The organism is Protofrankia sp. Cas4 (genome assembly GCF_963555915.1).
Lineage (GTDB): Bacteria > Actinomycetota > Actinomycetes > Frankiales > Frankiaceae > Protofrankia.
This window is the reverse complement of sequence record NZ_CAUVXL010000004.1, coordinates 13,761-34,078: the sequence shown is the minus strand read 5'-3', so window position 1 is coordinate 34,078 and position 20,318 is coordinate 13,761. Positions and strand designations below refer to the sequence as shown.

Below are 20,318 nucleotides of genomic sequence, written 5' to 3'. Positions count from 1 at the left end.
CACCGGCCCCAGCTGCCCCAGCGACATCCTCGTCGTCATCCCGAGTGATGCCCGCCGCGCGCAGGCGCAGGCCACCGCCGCGGCGCTGCGCAGCCGCGGCTACAACGTCGAGGTCTACCACCAGGCCGACAAGCTGGGGAAGCAGATCCGCTACGCCTCCCGCAAGGGGGTCCCGTTCGTCTGGTTCCCGCCGTTCGAGGACGGCAAGCCGCACGAGGTCAAGGACATGGCCGGCGGCGAGCAGGTCACCGCCGATCCGGCCACCTGGCGCCGCCCCTGACCCGGCTAGGCGGCGCCAGATGGACGACATCAGGTGGACACGGTGAACGCCCGGATCTCCGCCTTGAGCAGTTCGAGTTCGTCGACGAGCACGGTGTCCCAGGTGTCCGGCAGCCCGCGGCCGTTCACCGTCACATGCCGGCTGAGCCCCGCGCGCAGACCCCGCAGGCAGTCACACAGCTCCTCCGCGGACGGCGGTTCGGGAACCGTCCCCGTACGGTCGGCTCTTTCCCGTCCGTGCGCGACCGGACTGTCGTTGCGGTACCCGGCGAGCTGGGTGGCCTGCGGGATACACCGGGGACTCTTTCTGTCACACAACGTATACCAGCCGTCATCGCCGTACTTTCCCAACGTCCCTTCGCACAGGGCGGCGGCCCGTACCGCACAGCCCCATGGATCATTCTTCGCGATCGTCTGGACGAGTCGCAGCCGGGCGCGCAACAGAAGAAGTGGGGAATTCTCCTGATCGGACATGCCGATCGACATGAGCCATTCCGGATCGATGCCGGCAGCCGCCCCGGCCGTCGGCTCCTTCCTCCCCCGGACGCCATCACGGAGGGCCGGGACGAGCGAAAGCCTTCTCACCCTGACAGCAAGTGGCCGCAGCGACCGCGCCCACCCCTGATCGAGCGCTGCCGCCGCGGCGCTGACGTCCAGACAGTCAAGCGCGGACAGGGCGACCCCGGCCAATTCAGCTTCCCCTGCAACCCGGTTGAGCACGGCGTCCCGGTCGACCTCCACGATCGGCTCGTTCGATCCCGCCGCAGCCTGACGGATTTCCACAAGCTGGGTCGGACAGGCCGCCGACAGGCCCCACTCCATGCCCGTGAGCAGGAGCCCAAGCCCCTGGGGCTTCGGGCCGGGACCCGTGACCACCCAGATCTTCCCGATAATGTCGAGCTCGCGATCATCGACGGTGAGAGCGTCCCACACGTCACACCGAATGGCTTCAAGATCACTAAAGTCAATCCCGCATGTCAGCAGGACCCGGCAGTCGACGCTCTGGGCACATGCCTTCTCCTCCCACAGCCGGCCAATCCGTTCGGTCTCCGCGGAAACGATGATCCGGATCATCGGGACGATGTCATACCGACGTGCCTGCCTGATGAGATCGTCCAGACCGGACTTCTGTGAGTCTTCGCCCCTGCCCTTTCCCAAGGCGATGAGAATCAGAACACGCCGGTCACCGAGATAGGGCCACCTCGGGTAGCCGATCTCCACGATCTCCTCGTCATGGCGGGGCAGATACTTCTGCGTCTCCAGGAAACGACCGATGATCCGCGGGTCCTCCGGATCATCCCGGTTTCCGTGCGCCAGATCCTTGGCGGCCTTCTCCGCCGCGGGAAGTCGCGGATGAAGCAGGAAGTCGAGCGCGGACGTCGACAGGCCTTTTGCCGTGCGCGCGGCCCGCAGAGTCTCGATCTCCTTACGTTCCAGCGTCTCCTGCCTGTTCCGAGTCGCCCGATCGGGAAAGCGACGCCTGATCACGTCGTCGAGCTTCCCATCCAGGTCGGTACCGGGACCGCCCGTCCTGTCCCGGTCTGCGAGGCCACGGGTGCGGGTCTTCAGCCAGGCTCGGAAGAGAAAACCGTCGACCGCTTCGTAGCGGCCGATCCGTTCGAGTAGCACCCGGGCCAGATCCCCTTCGAGCATACCTGTGGCTGTGCCATCCTCCCCGTCGCGGTCGGTGGTCTCGGCCGCGAGAATCTGCCGATCCAGCCGGCTCCGCCACAGTTTATCGTTATCGGGATCGCCTTTGATCATAGGTGAATAGAACCGGTTCCGGATGAGCCAGCGTTGCGCGTTCTCCTTGTCGGCGGGAAGTTCCTCTCGGAGCGTGATCCGCCTACCGGTCGTGCCGGTCAGGAGCACCAGCCGCGGCGCCACACCCGCTTCGAGCGCACCTGCCACCAGCCCGATCCCCGCATTGGTTGCGCCGCTGGTGAACTGGATGTCCACCTGAGGCAGGGTCCTACCCGCATATATGCTTATCAACCAGTCACGGATGGCCGCGCGGACCTTGGAGCTGTGAGGGGCGCTGACCTCCAGCAGCTCAACGGCACCTGGATCGAAGCGGACGCCGTACAGGCCCTCGCTTTCCAGCCGCGCTTTCATCGCCATGCCGACGGGACGGGTGAAGTCCTCGTCGGGCGCCATACCGGCCTGTTTCCTGGTCACGACGAGAACAACGCGGTCGTACCGTGGGGCACCGTCCGCGAACACCGCCATCAGAGGCGCCGGACGCTTCGGGTCGGCGCTCGTCGTCAGCAGCCGGGTGGCCTGCGCCGGGTCGGCCGCGGCGAGCTCGGCGCATTTCTCCGCGAACGGTCGGCCAGAGCGCGTGCCGAGATCAGCGGCACCGACCATGTGGACGAGGACATGACGGGTATCGGCGGGTTGCTGGTCGGTGATGGCCATCGCGTTACACCTTCCGTGGGCGGTGGTCGATCCTCCACGGGTTCCTGACGGACGACCCGCGGACCCCCACGCCGCATACGTCCGCTCCCCCCGACGAGCAAGGATGACGCAGTGAACATTCACCGCTGTGGCGGGGGGTGGCGCCGTGCGGCCGGCGCCGTCCGTCAGCGGTGAAGTTGGCGGCCGTCAGGGGGACGGCGCCTGATCAGAAGGCGGCAGGCGATGAGCAGCGGCACCACCCGTGAGAACGCCAGTGGGATGACCGATGGGACGGCCGGTCCGCGCGGCGGACACGCCGTGACGATCAGCGGACTGCGGGTGGTTGTGAGCCCGGGGCGGGTCGTGAGCCTGGCGGATCTGCCCCGCTACAGCATCGCGCTGGACGGGCTGGTGCAGGGTCCGCAGCTCGATCTCGACGGACGCCGGCTGAGCTTCGACCACCATGGCAACTGCGTGCGGCTGGTGACCTCGGCGACCTGCCGGCAGGTGCTGGACGCGCTGCTGCTCGGGCTCGACCCCAGCTCCTACACCGTCTACGTCAACGACATCGACGCCGACACCGCCCTCGCCGTCGCGCTGCTGGCCCATCCCGAATGGGTCGCGCCCGGCTCCGCGCACGCGCCACGGACCCGGGCACTGGTGGAGAGCGTCGGCAGCCGGGACGCCCACGGCCCCGCCTACCCGGTGGCGGATCCCGCTCTGCTCGCCGAGTTCGCCGCCGCCGTCCCGCTACCGCGCCGCCATGCCCCGGTAGGCGACCCCGCCGGGGCGCTCGCCGGCTGCGTCACAGCCATCACCAGGCTGATCACCCGCGTGCCCGGAGAGAACCCGCAGCGTGCCGTGCCGACCCGCGCCGTGCCGACCCGAGGGGAGCCGACCCGAGGGGAGCCGACCCGAGGGGAGCCGACCCGAGGGGAGCCGACCTTCACCGTCACCCACAGCGGTACCGGCTGGGTGATGGCCACGAGCGCCGGCGACGGATTCGACCCGGTCTACACCGCCGGGCACACCCGCGCGGTGCTCTGGCGGCGGCTACCGGACTCCTCGATCGCCTACACGGTCGGACGGCGCAGCGACCTCGTCGACCGTTTCCCGGTCGGTCCGCCGAGTGATCCCGGGACGATCCTCGCCGCCCTGGCCGCCCGCGAACCCGGCTGGGGCGGCGGCAGCTCGGTGGGCGGCGCCCCCCGCCATCCTGACGGTTCGCGCAGCGCGCTCACCCCGGACGAGGTCTTCGCGGTCGTCGAGGCCGTCGTCCGTCAGGGGTGGGTGTGAGCACGAACCACTGACCTGGTTAGCGTTCACGTCCTGCTTCGGGGGAACAGAAAGGATATCGGATGGGCGTTACCTGCCACGTCGTCCTCATCGAGACGTCGGGAAACCAGGGATTCATCTTCGACACCACCAAACGGCGGGAAAACGTCGGCGCGTCCGAGCTCATCGACGGACTCCGCCAGTGGGTGGACGACGCGCTGGCTGTGGAGTTCACCGACTTCGACAGCGCGACCTGGCGAATCAGCGACGGCCGACCGGCGCAGCTGCTGGTGAACGCGGCCGGCAGTGCCAAGATCGTCGTCCGCGACCGGGAGCAGGGGACAGCCCTGGTGAGCCTGGTCACCGCACGGGCACTGCGGGCGGCCCCGGGTCTGGACGTCTGCGGTGTCGTCGGAGAGTGCTTCGACTGGGACGCCGTCCACGAAGAAGAGGGGCAACGGCCCATCAGCATGCTGGCCAGGCGGTGCCGCGAGGCACACCACCTGCTGCCCCTGGTCAAGAGCGGCCGTGCCGGCCCGATGAGCCGGTTCCTGCGCATTCCGATCGTGGACGAGTGCGCTGCCAGCGGTCTACCCGCCTACGACGTGGTGGTCGACGGTGATGGTCCGCGATCACGCCAGCCCCGGTCGCGTCCCAGCCGAGCCAAGCGCGCCGCTCAGGATGCCGGCTTCACCCGGCTCGCGCGTTACGCCGGAATCTCCAACAAGGCGCTGGAGGCGGTTGCCGACCATCTGGAGGACGTCCCTGACTGGGTCGCCGTCATTCACGCGGACGGCAACAGCCTCGGCCAGCTGATCACAGATCTCGGCAACAGACCCGAAAGTGCGTCGGCTGACGGCCAGCCGGCGCAGGGTTCAGCCGCCGGCGACGCTGACCGGAAGACGCCCAGCGACCGCTACGCCGATGCCCTCGGCCCGTTCTCGGCGGCGGTCCAGGAATGCACCGTCGCCGCGTTCACAAAGGCGCTCGAGCACTGCGAACGGGTTCTCCCCCCAGGGCATGACGTGGCCGGCGCCATGCCCGTCCTGCCGCTTGTACTCGGTGGCGACGACCTCACGGTGATCTGCGCCGGCTCCATTTCGCTGGCCTTCACCGAGGCGTATCTCACCGCCTTCGAGGAGGTGACCCGTGCACATGCACTTCTGGGCGGCGGGCTCACCGGTGGCGGGCTCACCGCGTGCGCCGGGGTGGCCGTCGTCAAGCCGCACTTCCCGTTCTCCGCCGCCTACGACCTGGCCGAGGAGCTGACCAAGGAGGCGAAGAAGACCGTCAAGCGCTACGCACCGCGATCCTCGGGCCAGGCACGGCCACGGGCGTCCGCGTTCTCGTTCCACGTCCAATATGACAGCGGGGGCAGCGACCCGGAGCATCTACGGGAACGCATGCAGGTCCCGCCCGGCGCCGCCGACCTCGCCGCCGAGCCTGACCGCAAAAAGCGACGGAAACTGCGTGCCCTGCTGTACGCGCAGCCCTACGTCGTCACCCGTGACATGCGTGAACCGTGGACGCAGGGCCGTCACTGGGACGATCTCGTCCGGCGGGCCGCGGCGCTGATCGACACCGTCGACGAACTCGACGGCGGTGTCGACGGCGCGCAGGAGTCCGGGGAACGAAAGCTGCCGACCAGCCAGATACACGACCTGCGGGAGACGTTGTTCGCCGGGCGGGATGCCGCCGACGGCCGGTTCCGCCAGCTCCTGCGCCATTACCAGGACCGGGGGCTCACGCTGTTCGCCGCACCCGACACCCCGCCCGACACCCCGCCCGACACCCCGGACGGCGAAACCACGAATCCCGACACGGCATCGCTGTTCTGGCGGATCAGCGCCGACGAGCCGCCCGTCACCGGACTGCTCGACGCGATGAACGCGGTCCAGCTCATGGGCGATCCAGCAGCAACGGGAGCACGTGCAACGGGAGCATCGGTATGACGACCACGACGCGGACCCGCAAGGCCCCGGTGGACGGCCTTGCCCTGACGCTGACCCTGCACCTGGACAGCGACTGGCACTGTGGCACCGGCCTTGGTGTCCCCGGCGGAGTCGACAAAGTGATCAATACCGACCACGACGGCCTGCCGTTCGTGCCCGGCAAGACCCTCACCGGGGTCTGGCGGGACGCCTGTGAGCTGGTCGCCGCCGCGCTCGACGGCTCGACCGACCCAGCCGGCGCAGCAGCCGGCGGATGGCATGCCTGGGTCGACGTCCTCTTCGGCAGCCAGCCGGTCCTGAGCGGCGCCGACCAGCCCACCCGGGACGCGCCGCGCCCGGCGGCGGTGTCGGTGCGCCCGGCACGCTATCCGGACGCGCTCGCCGCCGCGCTCCGGCCGACCGCGCGGCGCCGGCTGCGCGACGCGACCACCTTCGTCCGACCCGGAGTGAAGATCGATCCACGCACTGGACGGGCCGCGGACGCGTTCCTCCGCTTCGAGCAGATGGCACGCTCCGGAGTACAGCTCACCGCGACCGCGACACTGGCCGGCTGGTCGGGTACAGGTACGGGTACGGGGTTTGATGACGACGGCCGCCGGGCCGCCGCGACGGTGCTGCTGCTCGGTGCGCGCCTGGTCGAGTCCATCGGCGGTAAGCGTCGGCGGGGCGCCGGCCGCTGCCGCCTGGAGGTGACCGAGGCAGCCGCCCCCGACCCGGGCGACTCGCCGCTACCGACACTCGACAGCCTGGTCAGCTGGTTGCGGGCCCGCAACGGCGCCGCCCCATCCATTCCGCCGGCCCTCGCGGAAGCGGCGACCGCGGCTGACCCCGAGCGTCCTGGCGAGACCGGCTGGGAGATCATCGACCTGCGGTTGCACCTCGACACACCGCTGGTCGTCCAGGACCGCACCGTCGGCAACGCCGTCCGATCCCTGACCTTCGTGCCGGGCTCGCTCCTGCTGCCCGCCATCCTGCGGCGGCTGGGCGAACTGCCGGGCTGGGATCCGGCCGGACTCGCCCGTGCCGGCACTCTCCTTGTCACGAACGCGACCATCGAGGTGGACGGTGCGGCGGGCCGGCCGCTGCCGCGGACCTGGTTCCACCCGAAGGAGGACACCGACGCGGCTGTGAACCGGCTGGTCGACGATCCGCGGGAACCCGGCGCCGCGGCCAAGCCCTACAAGGACAGTTACGTCGGCGCGACACCCGCGACACCCGCGATACCCGCGACGGACGACGCGGCCCCGGCCACGGTGGCCGTCCGCCGGCCGGAACGGACGATCCACACGCACAACGTCATCGACGATGCCCGGCAGCGACCCACCTCCGCGCTGGTCGGCCTCTACACCTACCAGGCGCTTGCGGCCGGGTCCGTACTTCGGGCGCAGGTCCGGGTACGCGCCGGGCTGCTACCTCGGGGCGCGGACACGGCGCTGGCGGGTGCCTGGGCGCTCGGCCGGTCGGCAAAGGACGACTACGGGCAGGTCAGCGTGACCGTCGACGGTCCGCCGAAACAGCTACCGGCGTCATCAGGGGTGCGGGCCGGGACGGACGACAAACCGACGATCACCGTATGGCTACTGTCGGACGTCCTGATCCGCGACGACCGGTTGCGCCCGTCGACCGACCCCGTTGTGTTCGCGGAGCAACTCGGTGCTGCCCTGGACGTGCAGCTCACCCCCGCGATCGGGAGCTCGGACGATTCGGACGGCCTGCTGCGGTGGGTGACGGCGACCCGGCGGGCCGAGTCGTGGCAGCGCTCGTGGTGCCGCCCGCGCCCGACCCTGCTGGGGCTTGCCGCGGGCAGCGTCCTGACCTTCATCGCCGACCGCCATCCGACCCCGGAGAAGCTGGCCGCCGTACAGGCCGCTGGGATCGGTGAACGCACCGCCGAAGGGTTCGGCCAGATCGCCGTCGACGACCCGCTGCTGGTGATGCGGCCCGGCCGCCTTGACGATGGCACAGGGCGAGCCGACGACCCCGATGCCAGGTCCACGATGCCCTTCGTCCCGCCGAGGGAGAAGGTCGCCTACGCGATGGCGCAGGTCATCGAGCGGGAGGCGTGGCGGGCGCACATCCAGCGGGAGGCGACCGCCATTGCCGCCACCAGTGATGGGCGCAGCAAGATCCTCGGTCTCGCGACCAACGGCAAGGACGGCGGGGTGAATCCGACCCAGCTCGGCGGGCTGCGCGACGTCCTGACCCGGTTGGAAGAAGACGACGAGATCGCCTACTGGCTGAACCGGCTGTCGGCCGACCGCTGGCCCCCAGATGTCCGTAAGCAGATCGACAAGCTGCTGACGGACCGGTCCACGGTGTGGTCGCATCTGCGTCTCGGCCCGGAACGCAACGCGAGCGTGGCGGCCGACCTGATTCTCACCGACGGTGGAGCCGACCGGTTGCGCGCCAACACCGAGCTGTGGGCCGAAGCCGTCCGCACGCTGGTCACGAACTGCCTGACCGCACACCGCCGGGCGCTGACCAACCATGCCGAGACCACTGCCGAGACCGCTGGGGACGTGACGAGATGAGCCTGCCAAGCGTGGACACACCAGTTCGGGTCGGAGCGGCACGGGCCGGGCGGCCGATGGTGCGGCGCCTGCGGGTGCGCGGCTGGCTGCGGCTGGAGACCCCGCTGCATGTCGGCGGCCTCGGCGGCGACCCGTCGGTCGACCTGGCACTGGCGGTCGACGGACAGTCCCGTCTGTACGTGCCGGGCACGAGCCTCGCGGGAGCGCTGCGTGCCTTCGCCGCACGGTCGGTCACCGACGAGGATGTCCTCGACGGAATCTGGGGCAGTGTCCCGCAGAACTCCTCCGACGCCGGGTCGGCGAGCCGGATCATCATCCATGACAGCCTGGTCACCGCCGACACCGAGCCGGGTACGCCGTTGCCGCGGTCGCGGGTCGAGGCCCGCTCCGGCATCGGCATCGACCGGGTATCGGGAACCGTCGCACACGGGTTCCTCTACGGCCGGGCGGTGATCCCCTGCGGCACCTACCTGCGCCTTGAGATCGACCTGGAATCCCCGGTGAAGGAGCGATCAGCCGACCCGGCGACGGCCATGCTCGGCACGCTGCTGCTGGCGCTGGCGGGCCGCGGTATCCGGCTCGGCGCGGCCCGGACCCGCGGTCTCGGGTCGGTCGTCCTGGCCGGAAAACCAGAGATCGTCGAACAGCGGTTCGACAGCCTGGACGGGATTCTCGACGCGCTCGGACTGGTGACGGCACCCGCGACCATCCCGCTCACCCCGAAGAGCCTCGGGGGCACCGACCCGGACGCCGATCTGCTCAGGGTGGAGATCACCTGGCATCCGGCCTCGCCGGTGATGGTACGCAGCGGGGTGGACGGGTTCGCGATCGCCGCACTTCCCCTGGTCAGCGGGGTCGAGGGTAGCGATCAGTTCGCGCTCGTCCTACCCGGAAGTTCGATCAAGGGTGCGCTGCGATCGCACGCGGAGAGCATTGAGCGGACCGCCCGCGGCGTCGACGCCCCCCATCCGCTCACGGTGGCGGCGGGGCCGGCACGGTCGGAGCGGTTCCGGGCACAACTCGACCAGCTCGCCGCCGTCAACGCCCTGTTCGGCTCCGCGGGCAAGCCGAATAAGCCGAATAAGCCGGATAAGCCGGATAAGCCGGATAAGCCGGATACCGATGACAGCGCGCCGCGCTGGGGAGTCGGAGCGCTCGGTGCCGACGACTGCTACTCGACTCGGCCGATCTCCGGCAAGCTATGGCGCGCGCTGAACGGTGCCCACGTCGAAGGCACGACGGAGGCGCCGGAAAAAAAGCGCGCCGGACTGCAGGAGAAGACCCGGGAACGGCTCAAACGGCTCGGGATGGATGAGGCCGAGCACGTCGCGATCGACAGGTGGACGGGGGGCGCCGCCCCCAAACGGCTCTTCAGCACGCTGGAACCGCATCACGTCGAGTGGCAGCCACTGAAACTGACCGTTGACCTGCGACGACTGCGCCAGTTCGACCAGGACGGCCTGGACAAACCCGCTCTCGCGCTGCTGCTGCTCGTCCTTCGGGACCTCAGCGCCGGGCGGGTGCGACTCGGGCACGGCGTCAACCGCGGCCACGGCGACATCACCGTGGAATCAATCAAAATCAACGGCTTTCCGGCGTCCACGAAAACCTACAAGGATCTTGACGAGCTGCTCGCGGAACCCGCCGTCGCCGAATGCGCCCAGAGCTGGCGAGACTACCTCGATCACAACCAGCTCGATCACGACCAGGTCAATCACGACCAGCTCGACCGCAACCAGGCGGACGGGAGCCGAGCATGACCGCCGACACGAGCACGACCCTCTACTCCGCCACGTCCGAGAAAGTCACGCTGGCGGACGCGATCCGCCTTACCGGCTTGGGTGCCGATCTCGGTGACGCGGTGGCGCTGCTGGCGAGTCCGAAGCGGTACACCGTGGCCCGGCTGTCCGGCGGCCGGCTCACCGGCTCCGAGAAGACGGTCGATCTTCCCGCCGCCGGGTCCGCGGCCGTGTTCGAAGCGCGGATCTTCAACCGGGACGCCGAGCTGCGCTGGCTGCACACGGGCAACGGCGTCGGCACCGCGGTCATCCTGGCGGAGTCCCCCGACCCGTGTGCCCGGCTCGCCGAGGCCCTCCCTCGGCTGGACGCCGTCGAGACGATCGAGAACAAGTACCTGCTGTGGGGTCGGCCGCTGCCAGCGGGCGACGATGCCGATGCCGATGCCGGTGGCAGCGGGCCGCGGTGGGTCCGGCTGGCCGAGGCCCGGATCGGCCAGCTCGACGTGCCGCTGCCGCGGGCGCCCCGCCGCGACGAGTGCGCCTACCTGCGGACCGTCGAGTACGTGACCATCGAGACTGAGCACGGCAACGCCGGTGTCGCCGAGGAGCGCCTGGTCGAGCTGTTCGTCGCGGTGCCCAGGCAGTCCGACGCCACCACCAACGCCGGCACCGCCGGCACCCAGTCCCGACCGCATGCGGAGGCGAGCAGATGAGCAGCCGTTTCGGCACGATCACATGGAAGACAACCGCGGACGGCGTCCGCAAGCTCGTCATCAACGAGGACGGCGAGGGAGAGCGGCGCTTCGAACGCCGCTTCCTGGACGAGACGTTGGCCGGGCTGAGCGACGGCGACCTCGCCGGCCGGTCCGTCGAGTTCGACTGGTCCGGCGGGCGGGCCAAGCGGGTCCGCGACAAGGGCACCGCCGCTACGCCGGTGACCCCGCCCCCGAGCGCCCCGACAAGCACCCCGCCGACGGCTCCGCGTTCCGCCCAACCGCCGGAGCGACCCACGTCCCGCCAGCCGCCGCGGCACATGGCACCGGCGCGGTCCGCCCGACAGGCGACCACCGCCGAGCGCCAGTCGGCTCCGCCGTACCGCGCTCCGGATCCGCTGAACGCGTTCATCAACCCGTACGGGTTCGTCCCGGCACCGCAGCGCGACCCGTCGCACGAGATGCTCGGCGACGTGGGCGACGACCCGACGGATCGCGGACGCCTGGCCGGCCACGATCGGCTCCGGGCGAACCGCTGGTCGGGCACGATCGGTGTCACGCTCACGGTCGCCACGCCCCTGCTGGCCCTGGACACCTCCCGGGTCAAGCGCGAGGCAGACAGTGAACACGCAACCTACGACGTGCTCGAACGGATGGTGGCCACCCCGGACGGCCGCCACGAACGCCGCCCCCACCTGCCGGCGACATCGGTGAAGGGCATGCTGCGCAGCGCCTACGAGGCGGTGACGAACTCCCGGTTCGGCGTGTTCACCGGCCACGACTCCCGGCTGGGCTACCGGATGGCGGCCCGCGACGGGCTCGTCTCCATCCCGGCGCGGGTGGTCGGCGACGGCGTCGACGGCAAGATCGAGCTGCTGCCCGGGACGACACCCGCGGGCCACCAGGGCCGGCACGGTTCGCCCATGCATGCGGCCTGGCTGCCGGCCTACTGGACACCGGAGGGGTCGAAACACGTCCGCTCCGACCAGAGCGATTTCAACATCGTGATGCCGGACGGCGCACGGCCGGAGCATGGCGCGGCGGTGCGAGCGCGCATCCAGCTCGTCCAGCATCACCGGTGGGACCGCCGGTCGGCCACGCATACACCTGACTTCCAGCTGTGGTGGGTACGTTCGCTTGCCGAACCCGGCCAGGAACCACCTCAGGCGCCGCTGCGGACGTCCCGCCAGAACGGGGCGTCATGGTATGAGCCGATCGGCCCGGAGAAGGTCGTCGACGGCTGGGTATGCGTGACGAACCGGAACATCGACCGCAAACACGACGAACGGGTCTTCTTCTACGACTCCAACGACGACCTGCGGGAGACATTTGAACTGCATGAAGGTTTGCGGCGTATCTGGCATGACATCATCCACGGCTATAAGAACGCGCACCGCGATGGTGAGCTGAAAAAACCTGACCCCAAAGATCCGGAGAAAATCCTCTCAAGTCGTCACCTGATCCCGCCGGCCGACGTGGAACCGGATAAACTTACCGACGGCGATCTCCTATATGTCCGGCTGGATGCCCGCGGTGAGATCGACAGCCTGTATCCGGTGACGATCGCGCGAGAGTTGTTCAGCGCCGCGCCGATCAACCTGCTGGATGGTTCACTGCGACCCGCGGACTCGATCAGCGAGCTGTCCCCGGCGGATCGAGTCTTTGGCTGGGTCCGTACCGAGGAGCGCGGCGCCGGCGACCGAAACAGCAGCGAAAGGGGTGACCCCGCCGGCGCCTGGCGGGGCAGTCTGCGGATCGGACCGGTCCGCTGCGACCAGTCGTGGAATTCGGCCGTGGAACGCTTCGAGGGCCGTGGATTGCCGCTGGCGATCCTCGGTCAGCCCAAGCCCGGCCAGGGCCGCTTCTACCTGGGCGCCAAAGCGGCAGGCCAGCCCGTGCCACTGCGGACCGGGCTGCCCAAGGTGGGCTGGTTCGACTCCGCCGCGCAGATGCTGCGCGGGCGCAAGGTCTACCCGCATCACGCCGGCCTACCCGAGGGTTACTGGAAGAACCCGACGACCGATCGCACCCAGAAACTGGACGGCGGACGTTACCAGGAATACCGCCGGCCACGGAAATCAACCGTGCCTCCGGACTCTCGCGCAAACCCGCTGAACCGCGAAGGAACCGCCTTCGCCACGCAGCACTCGGGCGGGGTGAACGACGAGAACCGCGACGATCAGAACCGGTCCGTGAACGGCTGGGTCCGGCCCGGTACCACGTTCACGTTCACCGTCGACGTCCGCAATCTGGCCGACGTCGAGCTGGGCGCGCTGCTGTGGCTGCTCGACCTCGGCAAAAACGGCGGCGACGACAGCGGGACCAGTGGAAGCCGTGGGGAAGCGGCCCGGTTCCACCGGCTGGGCTTCGGCAAGCCGCTCGGTTTCGGCAGCGTCCGGCTCACCGTCGACCCTGCCCGGACAGACCTTCGTACCGGCGAGTCGTGGGCGCAGTACTACCGGTCACTCGGGCCGGAAAAACGCCCGGACGACGGCTATCCGGCCGCTGCGCGGGCCAGCGTCGACGCCTTCACGAAAGCGGTCTCCCCCGGGAACCAGTTCGAGAGGGTCCCGCACATCAGGGCATTTCTCGCCGCGGCAACGGGTGATGCCTCGGTGCCCGTACACTATCCGCGGGTGCGGCCGAACGGCCTGCGGGTCGACGTCCCGGTGCCGCCCGACCCCCGGGGCCGCTCGTTCGAGTGGTTCGTCCAGAACGAGCAGCAGCAGGGTGGCCGCGTCCGCGACAACCGCGGCGTCAGCCTGCCCGACCTCGGCGCCGGCCACCTGCCCATCCACCCCGAAAAGGACCGGTAGCCCGATCTTCATCCGCGGGCAATCCGGCGACCCGGCGACCCGGTTCGCCCAGCAGCCTGCCATGAGTGGAAGGTTCACGTCATCCAATGTGAATAAAACGGACATCAGATGTACGTCAACCTTCCACTCGTCCCAGCAAGGCGTGCGCATGGGCGGGACGGATGTGATCATGGTGTCATGGACGTAGCCCGGAGGGAGGGATGCCGGATGGCGACAAGCGCGAGTCTGTTGGCGGCGCTGGCCGGCATCCCGGCGGCATCCCGGCACCTGCGGGGCAGTTTCGGGCCTGTCACGCTGCGCCTGGCCGGGGCGCGGGCGGTCCTGGAGCTCGACGACGGCGGCGCCCCCCCACTGCGGTTGACCTGGACCGATGGTCCCGACCACACGGTCGGCGCCCAGATCGCAGCCCTGTTGCGCACCCAAGGAACGGCCGTGTTCGAACGGCTCGACCTACTGCGGATAGCCAGCCGCAGAAAGATCACCGACCCGCCGCCGGCCCCGGGGACGTCGGACGCGCCCCGATCGGTCCAGACCACGACGGTGGACGACGGGATCCGCATCGAGATCGCGCCCCAGACAGGCTCGCCTACGGGCCATGACCGACCTCGCGCAGCAGAGCCCAACACGCGACATGTGGTGCTGTCCGCGACACAGGCCGGTAACCTCGCGGATCTGCTGGAGGCATGGGCCGCGCTGCCCGCGTAGCGGCTGCCCGCGTGACGGTTTCCCGCATGACGGTTTCCCGCATGACGGTTTCCCGCATGACGGTTTCCCGCATGACGGTCGCCGGCATCACGCGGGCAGCCCGTCGAGGTCGTGCAGCAGGACGTCGACCCATTCGACGCCGGCCCCGGCGACAAGGCGCGCGAGGCGGTCGACCTCACCGCCGGCACGTTCCTCGTCGAGGCGCAGCAGCCGCCGGGCAAGCGCCCCAACGTCGACTTTCCCGCCATGGGCGATGTCGGCGATTGCTTGCAGCAACCTTTTCATCACCAGGTTGACCTCGAGCTCGACGAGAATTGCGTTCCGCGGAACACTCGCATCCGCCGCTGCGACGCAGATGTCCTCCGGGGAGGGAACCTGGTTACCGGTGATTCCGTCCGGCGCGGTCTCCGCGAGCGGCACCGCCACGGCCCGTTCGTGGAAATCACGATTGCACCGGCGCAGTAACGCCAGGGAGCCCTCGAGCCGCTCGCTAACCTCACGCGCGGTGAGCCCGAACTTCAGTTCCATGGAGGGCAGGGAGTACGGGTCGGTGATCTCATCGCGAATTCCGAGCAGAAACTCGATGAGAATGTCCCGGTCGACCGGATCGACGCGCAGCGGTGCCGCCCATGCCGCCGTGGAGATCGCCACCTCCGGACGGGTCGGTAGACCGCGCTCGTCGGCCGACTCCCGCCGCACCGTCGGCACGATCCGCCCAGACGTCGGGTAGTTGACGAGCTGCGCCCATGCCTTGCGCAGCCAGTCCAGCTCAGCGGGGGTCTCCTCGCGGGGCGTGAAGTCCCGCAGCATGGCACCGAAGATGGAAGCGTCCTCCAGCTCGGCCTCCGGCGCGACGATGTGGTCACGGACGATCCGCCATTCGTGGATCTCCTCGCCCGCGTTAGAACCCGCGCCAATCGTCGGCACGCTGCCGGCGAGTGCCTGGCGCAACACCCGAAAACCGTTCATCAGCCGATCCGTCCACAGATTCATGCAACGCTCGCACAACGACTCGGTGAGGGTATCGGTGACGTTGAACAGCGGCGGGCGCTCGGGCCGGCAGGCGCAGGTGCCGGGCTTGGCACGACGGACGCCATAGACGACACGCGCCCACAACGCCGGGCCGACAAGCTCCGCAAAGGCCAGAAACGCGATGTCGTCGTTCTCGCCCGCGATGTCGGCGATGGTCAGCGGAAGCATCGGTCCTCCTGTGAAGGGCATGCCGAACCCCGGGTGGGGCGGCAACATGACGACGCCGTATAGACGTCACAGCACCCAGCACTTCTGAGCGCTTCACAGGGGACCGAGATCGCGATGATCCTGGTCGGCCCGCCCTTCGGGCTCCCAGTTTCGATCTTCACCTATCCCCCTGTGATCCTCACGGTGGAGAACAGGTCAGAATAGGGGACGCCGCGGCAAAGCCAGCATGGGGGTACCCGAGCCCACTCCCACAGGCCGCTACCGTACGTATCGGTAACCTTTTCAGGCCGGGACCGCCAGTCGGTGGGGAGTGGCGGCAGCCCGCACGGCTGGCGGGGAGGGCGCACTCAGCAGGGTGAGCGGGGTGGGCTACGCTCCGGGAACACGTACGGGGGTTGGCATGCACGGGCTTCTTTGTCTATCAACCAATGGGGTCCCACCAGGCCCGCATCCAAAGGGCCGGTCGGTGAAGCTGACAGCTCCGGCCTAATCCGTGGCATGCCCGGCGCCTGTCGTTTTGCACTCCGTGCTGACGAACGACTCCCACTGATGGGCGAGCTGCGTAGCCTTTGCCAGTAGGGCGTTGCTATCTGTCCGCCATATGAGCGGACCCCGCAACGGCGTGTCCGTGTCGTCGCTCTGCGTCCGGCGCGTCGCGGTCGAGGAATTCTGACGCACCTATGTGACGCGGGCCGGCTGCCAGCTGGCCGTCTCCGGTAAGACCATGAGAGGTATCTGATGCGGGTGTTGACAGGTTGCGACCTTTCCAGGTCGGTCGGCGCTGCGGCCCTGCGACGGGTCCTGGCGCTGGTCGTGGGCTTGCTGCTGGCCTCGACCCTGGCCGGGACCGGTCGGTCGACTGTCACCGCACCCACACCCGCAGCTGGCCAAGCACCGGCAGCAGCACCGGCAGCAGCAGAGCCCGCGGGCGCGCACAGGTATCTGCGAGCGGTGGCGGTGGTCCCTGGCAGGTAAAAGGATCTGCGCGGCATCGACGAGGTCGCGCCCTCCCCGGGACACCAGGCGTCTGAAGGCCTGAACGCCGCACGCGGTAGGTCGCAAGCGCGGCTATAGCAGCCTTTTTCACCTACCTCGGACCGATTCGAGCCGAAGCGTTAGGTCATTTTGGTCGTTATGACGACGGAAATCACCTACTCCACGATCGAAGTCAGGCCGAGGGACGTCTCCGAAGCCCATGGCCTGAGCATGCCGGCCTCGGCGGGCATCCGTCCGTCAGTAGTCAAGGAGAATCCGCGTCAGCGCATGGGAGCCCGCGACGGCGGCCCTTCATGCCGACGGCCGGGCGACGGGTCCTACCGTGATGTCCGCCCACCAGCAGACAGGAGGCGGCTTGTGCCCGCTCGCATTATCGTGACCATCAGTCCGGCATCCGCGGGGGCGCTGCCGCCGCCGCATACGGGCCCGGCGGTGAACGCCGCCATCCTGGCCGCCGTCCGCGATGGGCTGTCACCCGAGGCCAGCGCATACCTTCACGAGGGTTCGCCATCCCGCCCGTTCGCCGTCACGCCGCTCCTCGACGAGCGCCAGCGAACCCCGGCCAGAACGTCCGAGCACGTCCGCTTCGAGGTCGGCGTGCTGCTCGACGCGATCGTCGGGTCGATGCTCGCCGCGCTGAGTGCCCCTGACAGGTGGCGTTTCGGTTCCACCGACTACGCCACGCAGTCGGTTGCTCTGGTCGAGGCCGAAACCTACGCGGATCTGCTCGCCGCCGCGCCACCGGCCACATCCTGGGCGTTCGGGCTGGTCACCCCGGTCAGCTTCGCAACGGGTCGCGGGGACGGCGCGCGGCGCCAGCGCGTCCTGCCCGATCCCGAACGGGTCTTCGGAACCCTCGCTGCACGGTGGCGGACCTGGGCGCCGGACACCCCGCTCCCCGCTGACCTCGACGACGCGATCGACGATCACCTTGAGCTCGTCGACATGCGCCTGGCCACAGCCGAGTACGTGGTCAAAATCGGGGCACCCAAGCGGCGCGGCTGCGTCGGGTTCGTCAGCTACACTCTCGCCGAACCCGCCGGGGTCCCAGCGGGGACGCGCAGCGCCATCGAAAGCCTTGCCCGCTTCGCCTGCTACGCGGGTATCGGCGACCGGACCGCCAGCGGCATGGGTTACACCGTCATCGACAGAGACGGCGCGCTGAGCAGCACTAAACATCGCTAAGCCGGCCGGACCGGCCCCTGCGGCGCCGGTGTCGCCGATTGGCTGCCATGCCCAAGCCCGCAGTCATCGACCCCTACCAGCGGTAGGCTCGGATCAAACCTCTCAGAGTAGTCGGGCGCACCGGGTTCGGGATGCTTGAAACTGTACTTATGGCCCGGAGCGAGCAGGCCGTCGTTCATTGCGTCACAGGCTTCGTCCCAGAACAGGAAATGAAGCGGGCCGATGTACGGGCCCTCCTCGCCGGCCCGCACCGACCCGGTCGCATAGAAGCGGAAGATCATGTCTCGGTGCACGGTGACCAGTGCCTCTTCCGACCCGCGACGGAGCGGATAGACATACACATGGTTCGTGTGGATCTCCAGCTCGTGAGAATCCCGACCGAGCGCGACCGTCACGGTGCCGTCGACCCGCACATCGGGAACCATCAACGTCACGCCCGGCGCGAAACGCGCAAAAAACGTGAGACCCCGACTGTGGTCCGACGGATCCGCGGCCAGCCACTGCTGGATGCCCTTCCGCTCGCGATCGTTGAGAAGCGCGAAGAGGGCATCCTCGTCACCGGCGTATACCCGGGGGTCCAGGTAGGCGACGGTCATGTATTCCTTGGTCTTCCGCAGGGCCGTGTCGACCTCGGCTGCGGTGAACCTCCCCGTGGCGGCGGCGGCAGGCAGCACGATGCCGTCCGCGCCGGTGGCGAAACGGGCGGCCGCGGTGCCCGAATACGGGTCGGCGGAAGCCTGCCGCACGCCAGGATCGCGCGTGGCGGAGGGCTGACCGGACGGCTGTCCGGTCGGCAGTGCGGTCGCCAACGCGGTCGGCTGGCCGTTGCCCGCCCGACGCAACGCCGGGAGGCCGAACACCACGCCCGCGCCGAGAGCCGCGACGCAGGCGAGCGCGAGTACACCGCGTAGGACGCGACGGACGACCGTCCGCCGACGCCGCCGGGCATGCTTACGCAGAACGTCCGTCCACGGGTCGTACTCATGAATGCTCACCGAGCGCCCTCACCCGGGCACGACGTCGACACCGGGCCAGTATGTCGTGAAAACGCCGTGCACGCTGGTTCAGGTCTCCGCACCGGCCGACGTCGCAGAGTCTCCGCCCCAGTGGGCGCATGGCCCGATGGGGCGCACCCATATCATGATCTTGTTGATAGCCGAGTGCGGTCGCGCCGTGGTGCGGTGCGGTGCGGTGCGGTGCGGTCTTACAGTGTCCCGCAATCGGGTAGGGAACTCGCCGGGCGCCCCGGCAAGTCGGACGGGGTTTCTCCAGACATGCCGGGAAATCCGCATCAACCCGACAGACGACCAGGGGAGGTCCTGCAATGGCCGAAGGCGACGTCGTAGACGTTCTGACGCACGACCACGACAAGGTCGAAGAATTGTTTCAGCGTTACGACCGGGCAACCTCGACGACAGAGAAGAACCAACTGGCGGAAAATATCGTTATTGAGCTGCTCCGGCACGCGGCGGTTGAGGAGAAAGTCGTCTATCCTGAAGCCAGAAAGATCATTCCGAACGGTGACGAGGTGATCGGAAGGGAAATCGCCCAACAAGCCGCGGTCGAGAGGACCATGACGACGCTCAGCGCGACGAACCCGGCCGACCCCGATTTCGCCCGGTTGATGCGCGAGTTGATGGAGATGATCCGTGAGCACGTCTGGGAGCAGGAGGAGGTCTGGTTTCCGCAGCTGCGCCAACGGATGTCAGCAGACAATCTTCGACAGCTCACCGAGCAGGTGGAGGCTATGTACGGGACCGCACCGACGCAGGCAGCCGCACCGACCATGCCTCGATCATCCGCTTCCGACCGCCCGCCCGTCAGGCTCCTCCTCGGTGTGGGGACAGAGATCGTCGAGCGGGCACGCCAGCTGGTTGCCGGTCTGGTCCGAGTTGTCACCACCTTCGCCGAGTTCATCCGCAGACCCGCCGCCGCCGTCCGTGCAGCGCGGGCCGGTGGCGGTGGCGGTGCCCCTGCATCTGTCACCGGCTGAAACGCCTGGACCGACTGGAACGCCGTGCTCACACCAACGGGGCGGCCCGGCCACCCAGGACCGCGGAGAGCCTCCCGTCGGGGTCGAGCACAGCCAGGAGTGCCTCGCTGATGGCACCGAGTTGCTCAACCTGGATCGGGCTGAGCCCGTCGAAGACAAGCCGCCGTACGGTGTCGACATGTCCCGGGGCCGCCGCGGCGAGGACGTCGAAGCCGGCGTCCGTGAGCACGGCAATCTGGCCACGTCGGTCGGTCGGGCACCTCTCCCGGCGGACCCAGCCCCGCTCCTCATGGCGCGCCACGACGTGGGACAGGCGACTTTGGGACGAGTTGGTCGCGCGGGCCAGCTCGCTCATCCGCATGGCCCGGTCGGGCGCCTCAGAAAGGATCACGAGTACCACGTAGGCGGCGTGGGTCATGCCAGCCTCGCTCTGGAGCTGCCGGTCGAGGGCATCCGCAAGCAGCTCGGTCGCCGCGACGAAAACCCGCCATGCTCGTTGCTCGTCGGCGTCGAGCCACCGCGTCCCGGCCATGGTCA

General features: G+C 69.0%; 14 protein-coding genes. 10 read left to right on the top strand and 4 right to left on the bottom strand.

What is annotated here, in order from left to right; translation table 11 throughout:
- The coding region (locus U9979_RS00245; RefSeq protein WP_322777756.1) for a His/Gly/Thr/Pro-type tRNA ligase C-terminal domain-containing protein at positions 1–280 on the top strand (280 nt) is incomplete at its 5' end.
- 29 nt (positions 281–309) lie between these two features.
- On the opposite strand, the gene U9979_RS00240 is transcribed toward U9979_RS00245, so the two are convergent.
- The gene (locus U9979_RS00240; protein ID WP_322777755.1) at positions 310–2,697 is read right to left on the bottom strand and encodes a hypothetical protein; all 2,388 of its coding nucleotides are present in this window, start codon (positions 2,695–2,697) and stop codon (positions 310–312) included.
- Between the two features lie 222 nt (positions 2,698–2,919).
- Between U9979_RS00240 and U9979_RS00235 the strand changes: the two genes are divergently transcribed.
- From U9979_RS00235 to U9979_RS00205, 7 genes are all read left to right on the top strand, one after another.
- Positions 2,920–3,972 carry a hypothetical protein gene (locus tag U9979_RS00235; protein ID WP_322777754.1) on the top strand — a complete coding sequence of 351 codons (1,053 nt, stop codon included), beginning with the start codon at positions 2,920–2,922 and terminating at the stop codon, positions 3,970–3,972.
- Positions 3,973–4,034: 62 nt separating this feature from the next.
- Positions 4,035–5,903: a Cas10/Cmr2 second palm domain-containing protein gene (locus U9979_RS00230; protein ID WP_322777753.1), complete on the top strand. Its 1,869-nt coding sequence runs from the start codon at positions 4,035–4,037 to the stop codon at positions 5,901–5,903.
- The gene (locus U9979_RS00225) at positions 5,900–8,434 is read left to right on the top strand and encodes an RAMP superfamily CRISPR-associated protein (protein WP_322777752.1); all 2,535 of its coding nucleotides are present in this window, start codon (positions 5,900–5,902) and stop codon (positions 8,432–8,434) included. Before U9979_RS00230 ends, U9979_RS00225 begins: the two co-directional genes overlap by 4 nt.
- On the top strand, positions 8,431–10,194 hold the full coding sequence (locus U9979_RS00220; protein ID WP_322777751.1) for an RAMP superfamily CRISPR-associated protein: 1,764 nt from the start codon (positions 8,431–8,433) through the stop codon (positions 10,192–10,194). Before U9979_RS00225 ends, U9979_RS00220 begins: the two co-directional genes overlap by 4 nt.
- Complete coding sequence (gene csx19, locus U9979_RS00215; RefSeq protein ID WP_322777750.1) at positions 10,191–10,886, top strand: CRISPR-associated protein Csx19; 696 nt, start codon at positions 10,191–10,193, stop codon at positions 10,884–10,886. The genes U9979_RS00220 and csx19 overlap by 4 nt, the downstream gene beginning before the upstream one ends.
- Positions 10,883–13,702 carry a TIGR03986 family CRISPR-associated RAMP protein gene (locus U9979_RS00210; RefSeq protein ID WP_322777749.1) on the top strand — a complete coding sequence of 940 codons (2,820 nt, stop codon included), beginning with the start codon at positions 10,883–10,885 and terminating at the stop codon, positions 13,700–13,702. Before csx19 ends, U9979_RS00210 begins: the two co-directional genes overlap by 4 nt.
- Before the next feature lie 207 nt (positions 13,703–13,909).
- On the top strand, positions 13,910–14,407 hold the full coding sequence (locus U9979_RS00205; RefSeq protein ID WP_322777748.1) for a hypothetical protein: 498 nt from the start codon (positions 13,910–13,912) through the stop codon (positions 14,405–14,407).
- An 87-nt stretch (positions 14,408–14,494) separates the two neighbouring features.
- On the opposite strand, the gene U9979_RS00200 is transcribed toward U9979_RS00205, so the two are convergent.
- Entirely contained in the window at positions 14,495–15,607 is a 1,113-nt protein-coding gene (locus U9979_RS00200; RefSeq protein ID WP_322777747.1) for a hypothetical protein, read from the bottom strand.
- A gap of 1,353 nt (positions 15,608–16,960) precedes the next feature.
- Between U9979_RS00200 and cas6 the strand changes: the two genes are divergently transcribed.
- Complete coding sequence (gene cas6 / locus U9979_RS00195) at positions 16,961–17,788, top strand: CRISPR system precrRNA processing endoribonuclease RAMP protein Cas6 (RefSeq protein ID WP_322777746.1); 828 nt, start codon at positions 16,961–16,963, stop codon at positions 17,786–17,788.
- Here cas6 and U9979_RS00190 read toward each other — a convergent pair.
- Complete coding sequence (locus U9979_RS00190; protein WP_322777745.1) at positions 17,785–18,783, bottom strand: hypothetical protein; 999 nt, start codon at positions 18,781–18,783, stop codon at positions 17,785–17,787. The two genes, cas6 and U9979_RS00190, sit on opposite strands and share 4 nt — an antisense overlap.
- 329 nt (positions 18,784–19,112) lie before the next feature.
- Between U9979_RS00190 and U9979_RS00185 the strand changes: the two genes are divergently transcribed.
- Positions 19,113–19,781, top strand: coding sequence for a hemerythrin domain-containing protein (locus U9979_RS00185; RefSeq protein WP_322750666.1), 669 nt, complete (start codon positions 19,113–19,115; stop codon positions 19,779–19,781).
- A gap of 28 nt (positions 19,782–19,809) precedes the next feature.
- Here the strand turns inward: U9979_RS00185 and U9979_RS00180 are convergent, their stop codons facing one another.
- Complete coding sequence (locus tag U9979_RS00180) at positions 19,810–20,313, bottom strand: MarR family winged helix-turn-helix transcriptional regulator (protein ID WP_416219078.1); 504 nt, start codon at positions 20,311–20,313, stop codon at positions 19,810–19,812.
- Between the last annotated feature and the right edge of the window lie 5 nt (positions 20,314–20,318).

Excerpts from the sequence above, each read along its gene's own strand:
- U9979_RS00225 (WP_322777752.1), top strand. The coding sequence starts at position 5,900 with ATGACGACCACGACGCGGACCCGCAAGGCCCCGGTGGACGGCCTTGCC.
- U9979_RS00220 (WP_322777751.1), top strand. The coding sequence starts at position 8,431 with ATGAGCCTGCCAAGCGTGGACACACCAGTTCGGGTCGGAGCGGCACGG.
- csx19 (WP_322777750.1), top strand. The coding sequence starts at position 10,191 with ATGACCGCCGACACGAGCACGACCCTCTACTCCGCCACGTCCGAGAAA.
- U9979_RS00230 (WP_322777753.1), top strand. The coding sequence starts at position 4,035 with ATGGGCGTTACCTGCCACGTCGTCCTCATCGAGACGTCGGGAAACCAG.
- U9979_RS00185 (WP_322750666.1), top strand. The coding sequence starts at position 19,113 with ATGGCCGAAGGCGACGTCGTAGACGTTCTGACGCACGACCACGACAAG.
- U9979_RS00210 (WP_322777749.1), top strand. The coding sequence starts at position 10,883 with ATGAGCAGCCGTTTCGGCACGATCACATGGAAGACAACCGCGGACGGC.
- U9979_RS00205 (WP_322777748.1), top strand. The coding sequence starts at position 13,910 with ATGGCGACAAGCGCGAGTCTGTTGGCGGCGCTGGCCGGCATCCCGGCG.
- U9979_RS00240 (WP_322777755.1), bottom strand. The coding sequence starts at position 2,697 with ATGGCCATCACCGACCAGCAACCCGCCGATACCCGTCATGTCCTCGTC.
- U9979_RS00200 (WP_322777747.1), bottom strand. The coding sequence starts at position 15,607 with ATGCTTCCGCTGACCATCGCCGACATCGCGGGCGAGAACGACGACATC.
- U9979_RS00180 (WP_416219078.1), bottom strand. The coding sequence starts at position 20,313 with ATGGCCGGGACGCGGTGGCTCGACGCCGACGAGCAACGAGCATGGCGG.
- U9979_RS00235 (WP_322777754.1), top strand. The coding sequence starts at position 2,920 with ATGAGCAGCGGCACCACCCGTGAGAACGCCAGTGGGATGACCGATGGG.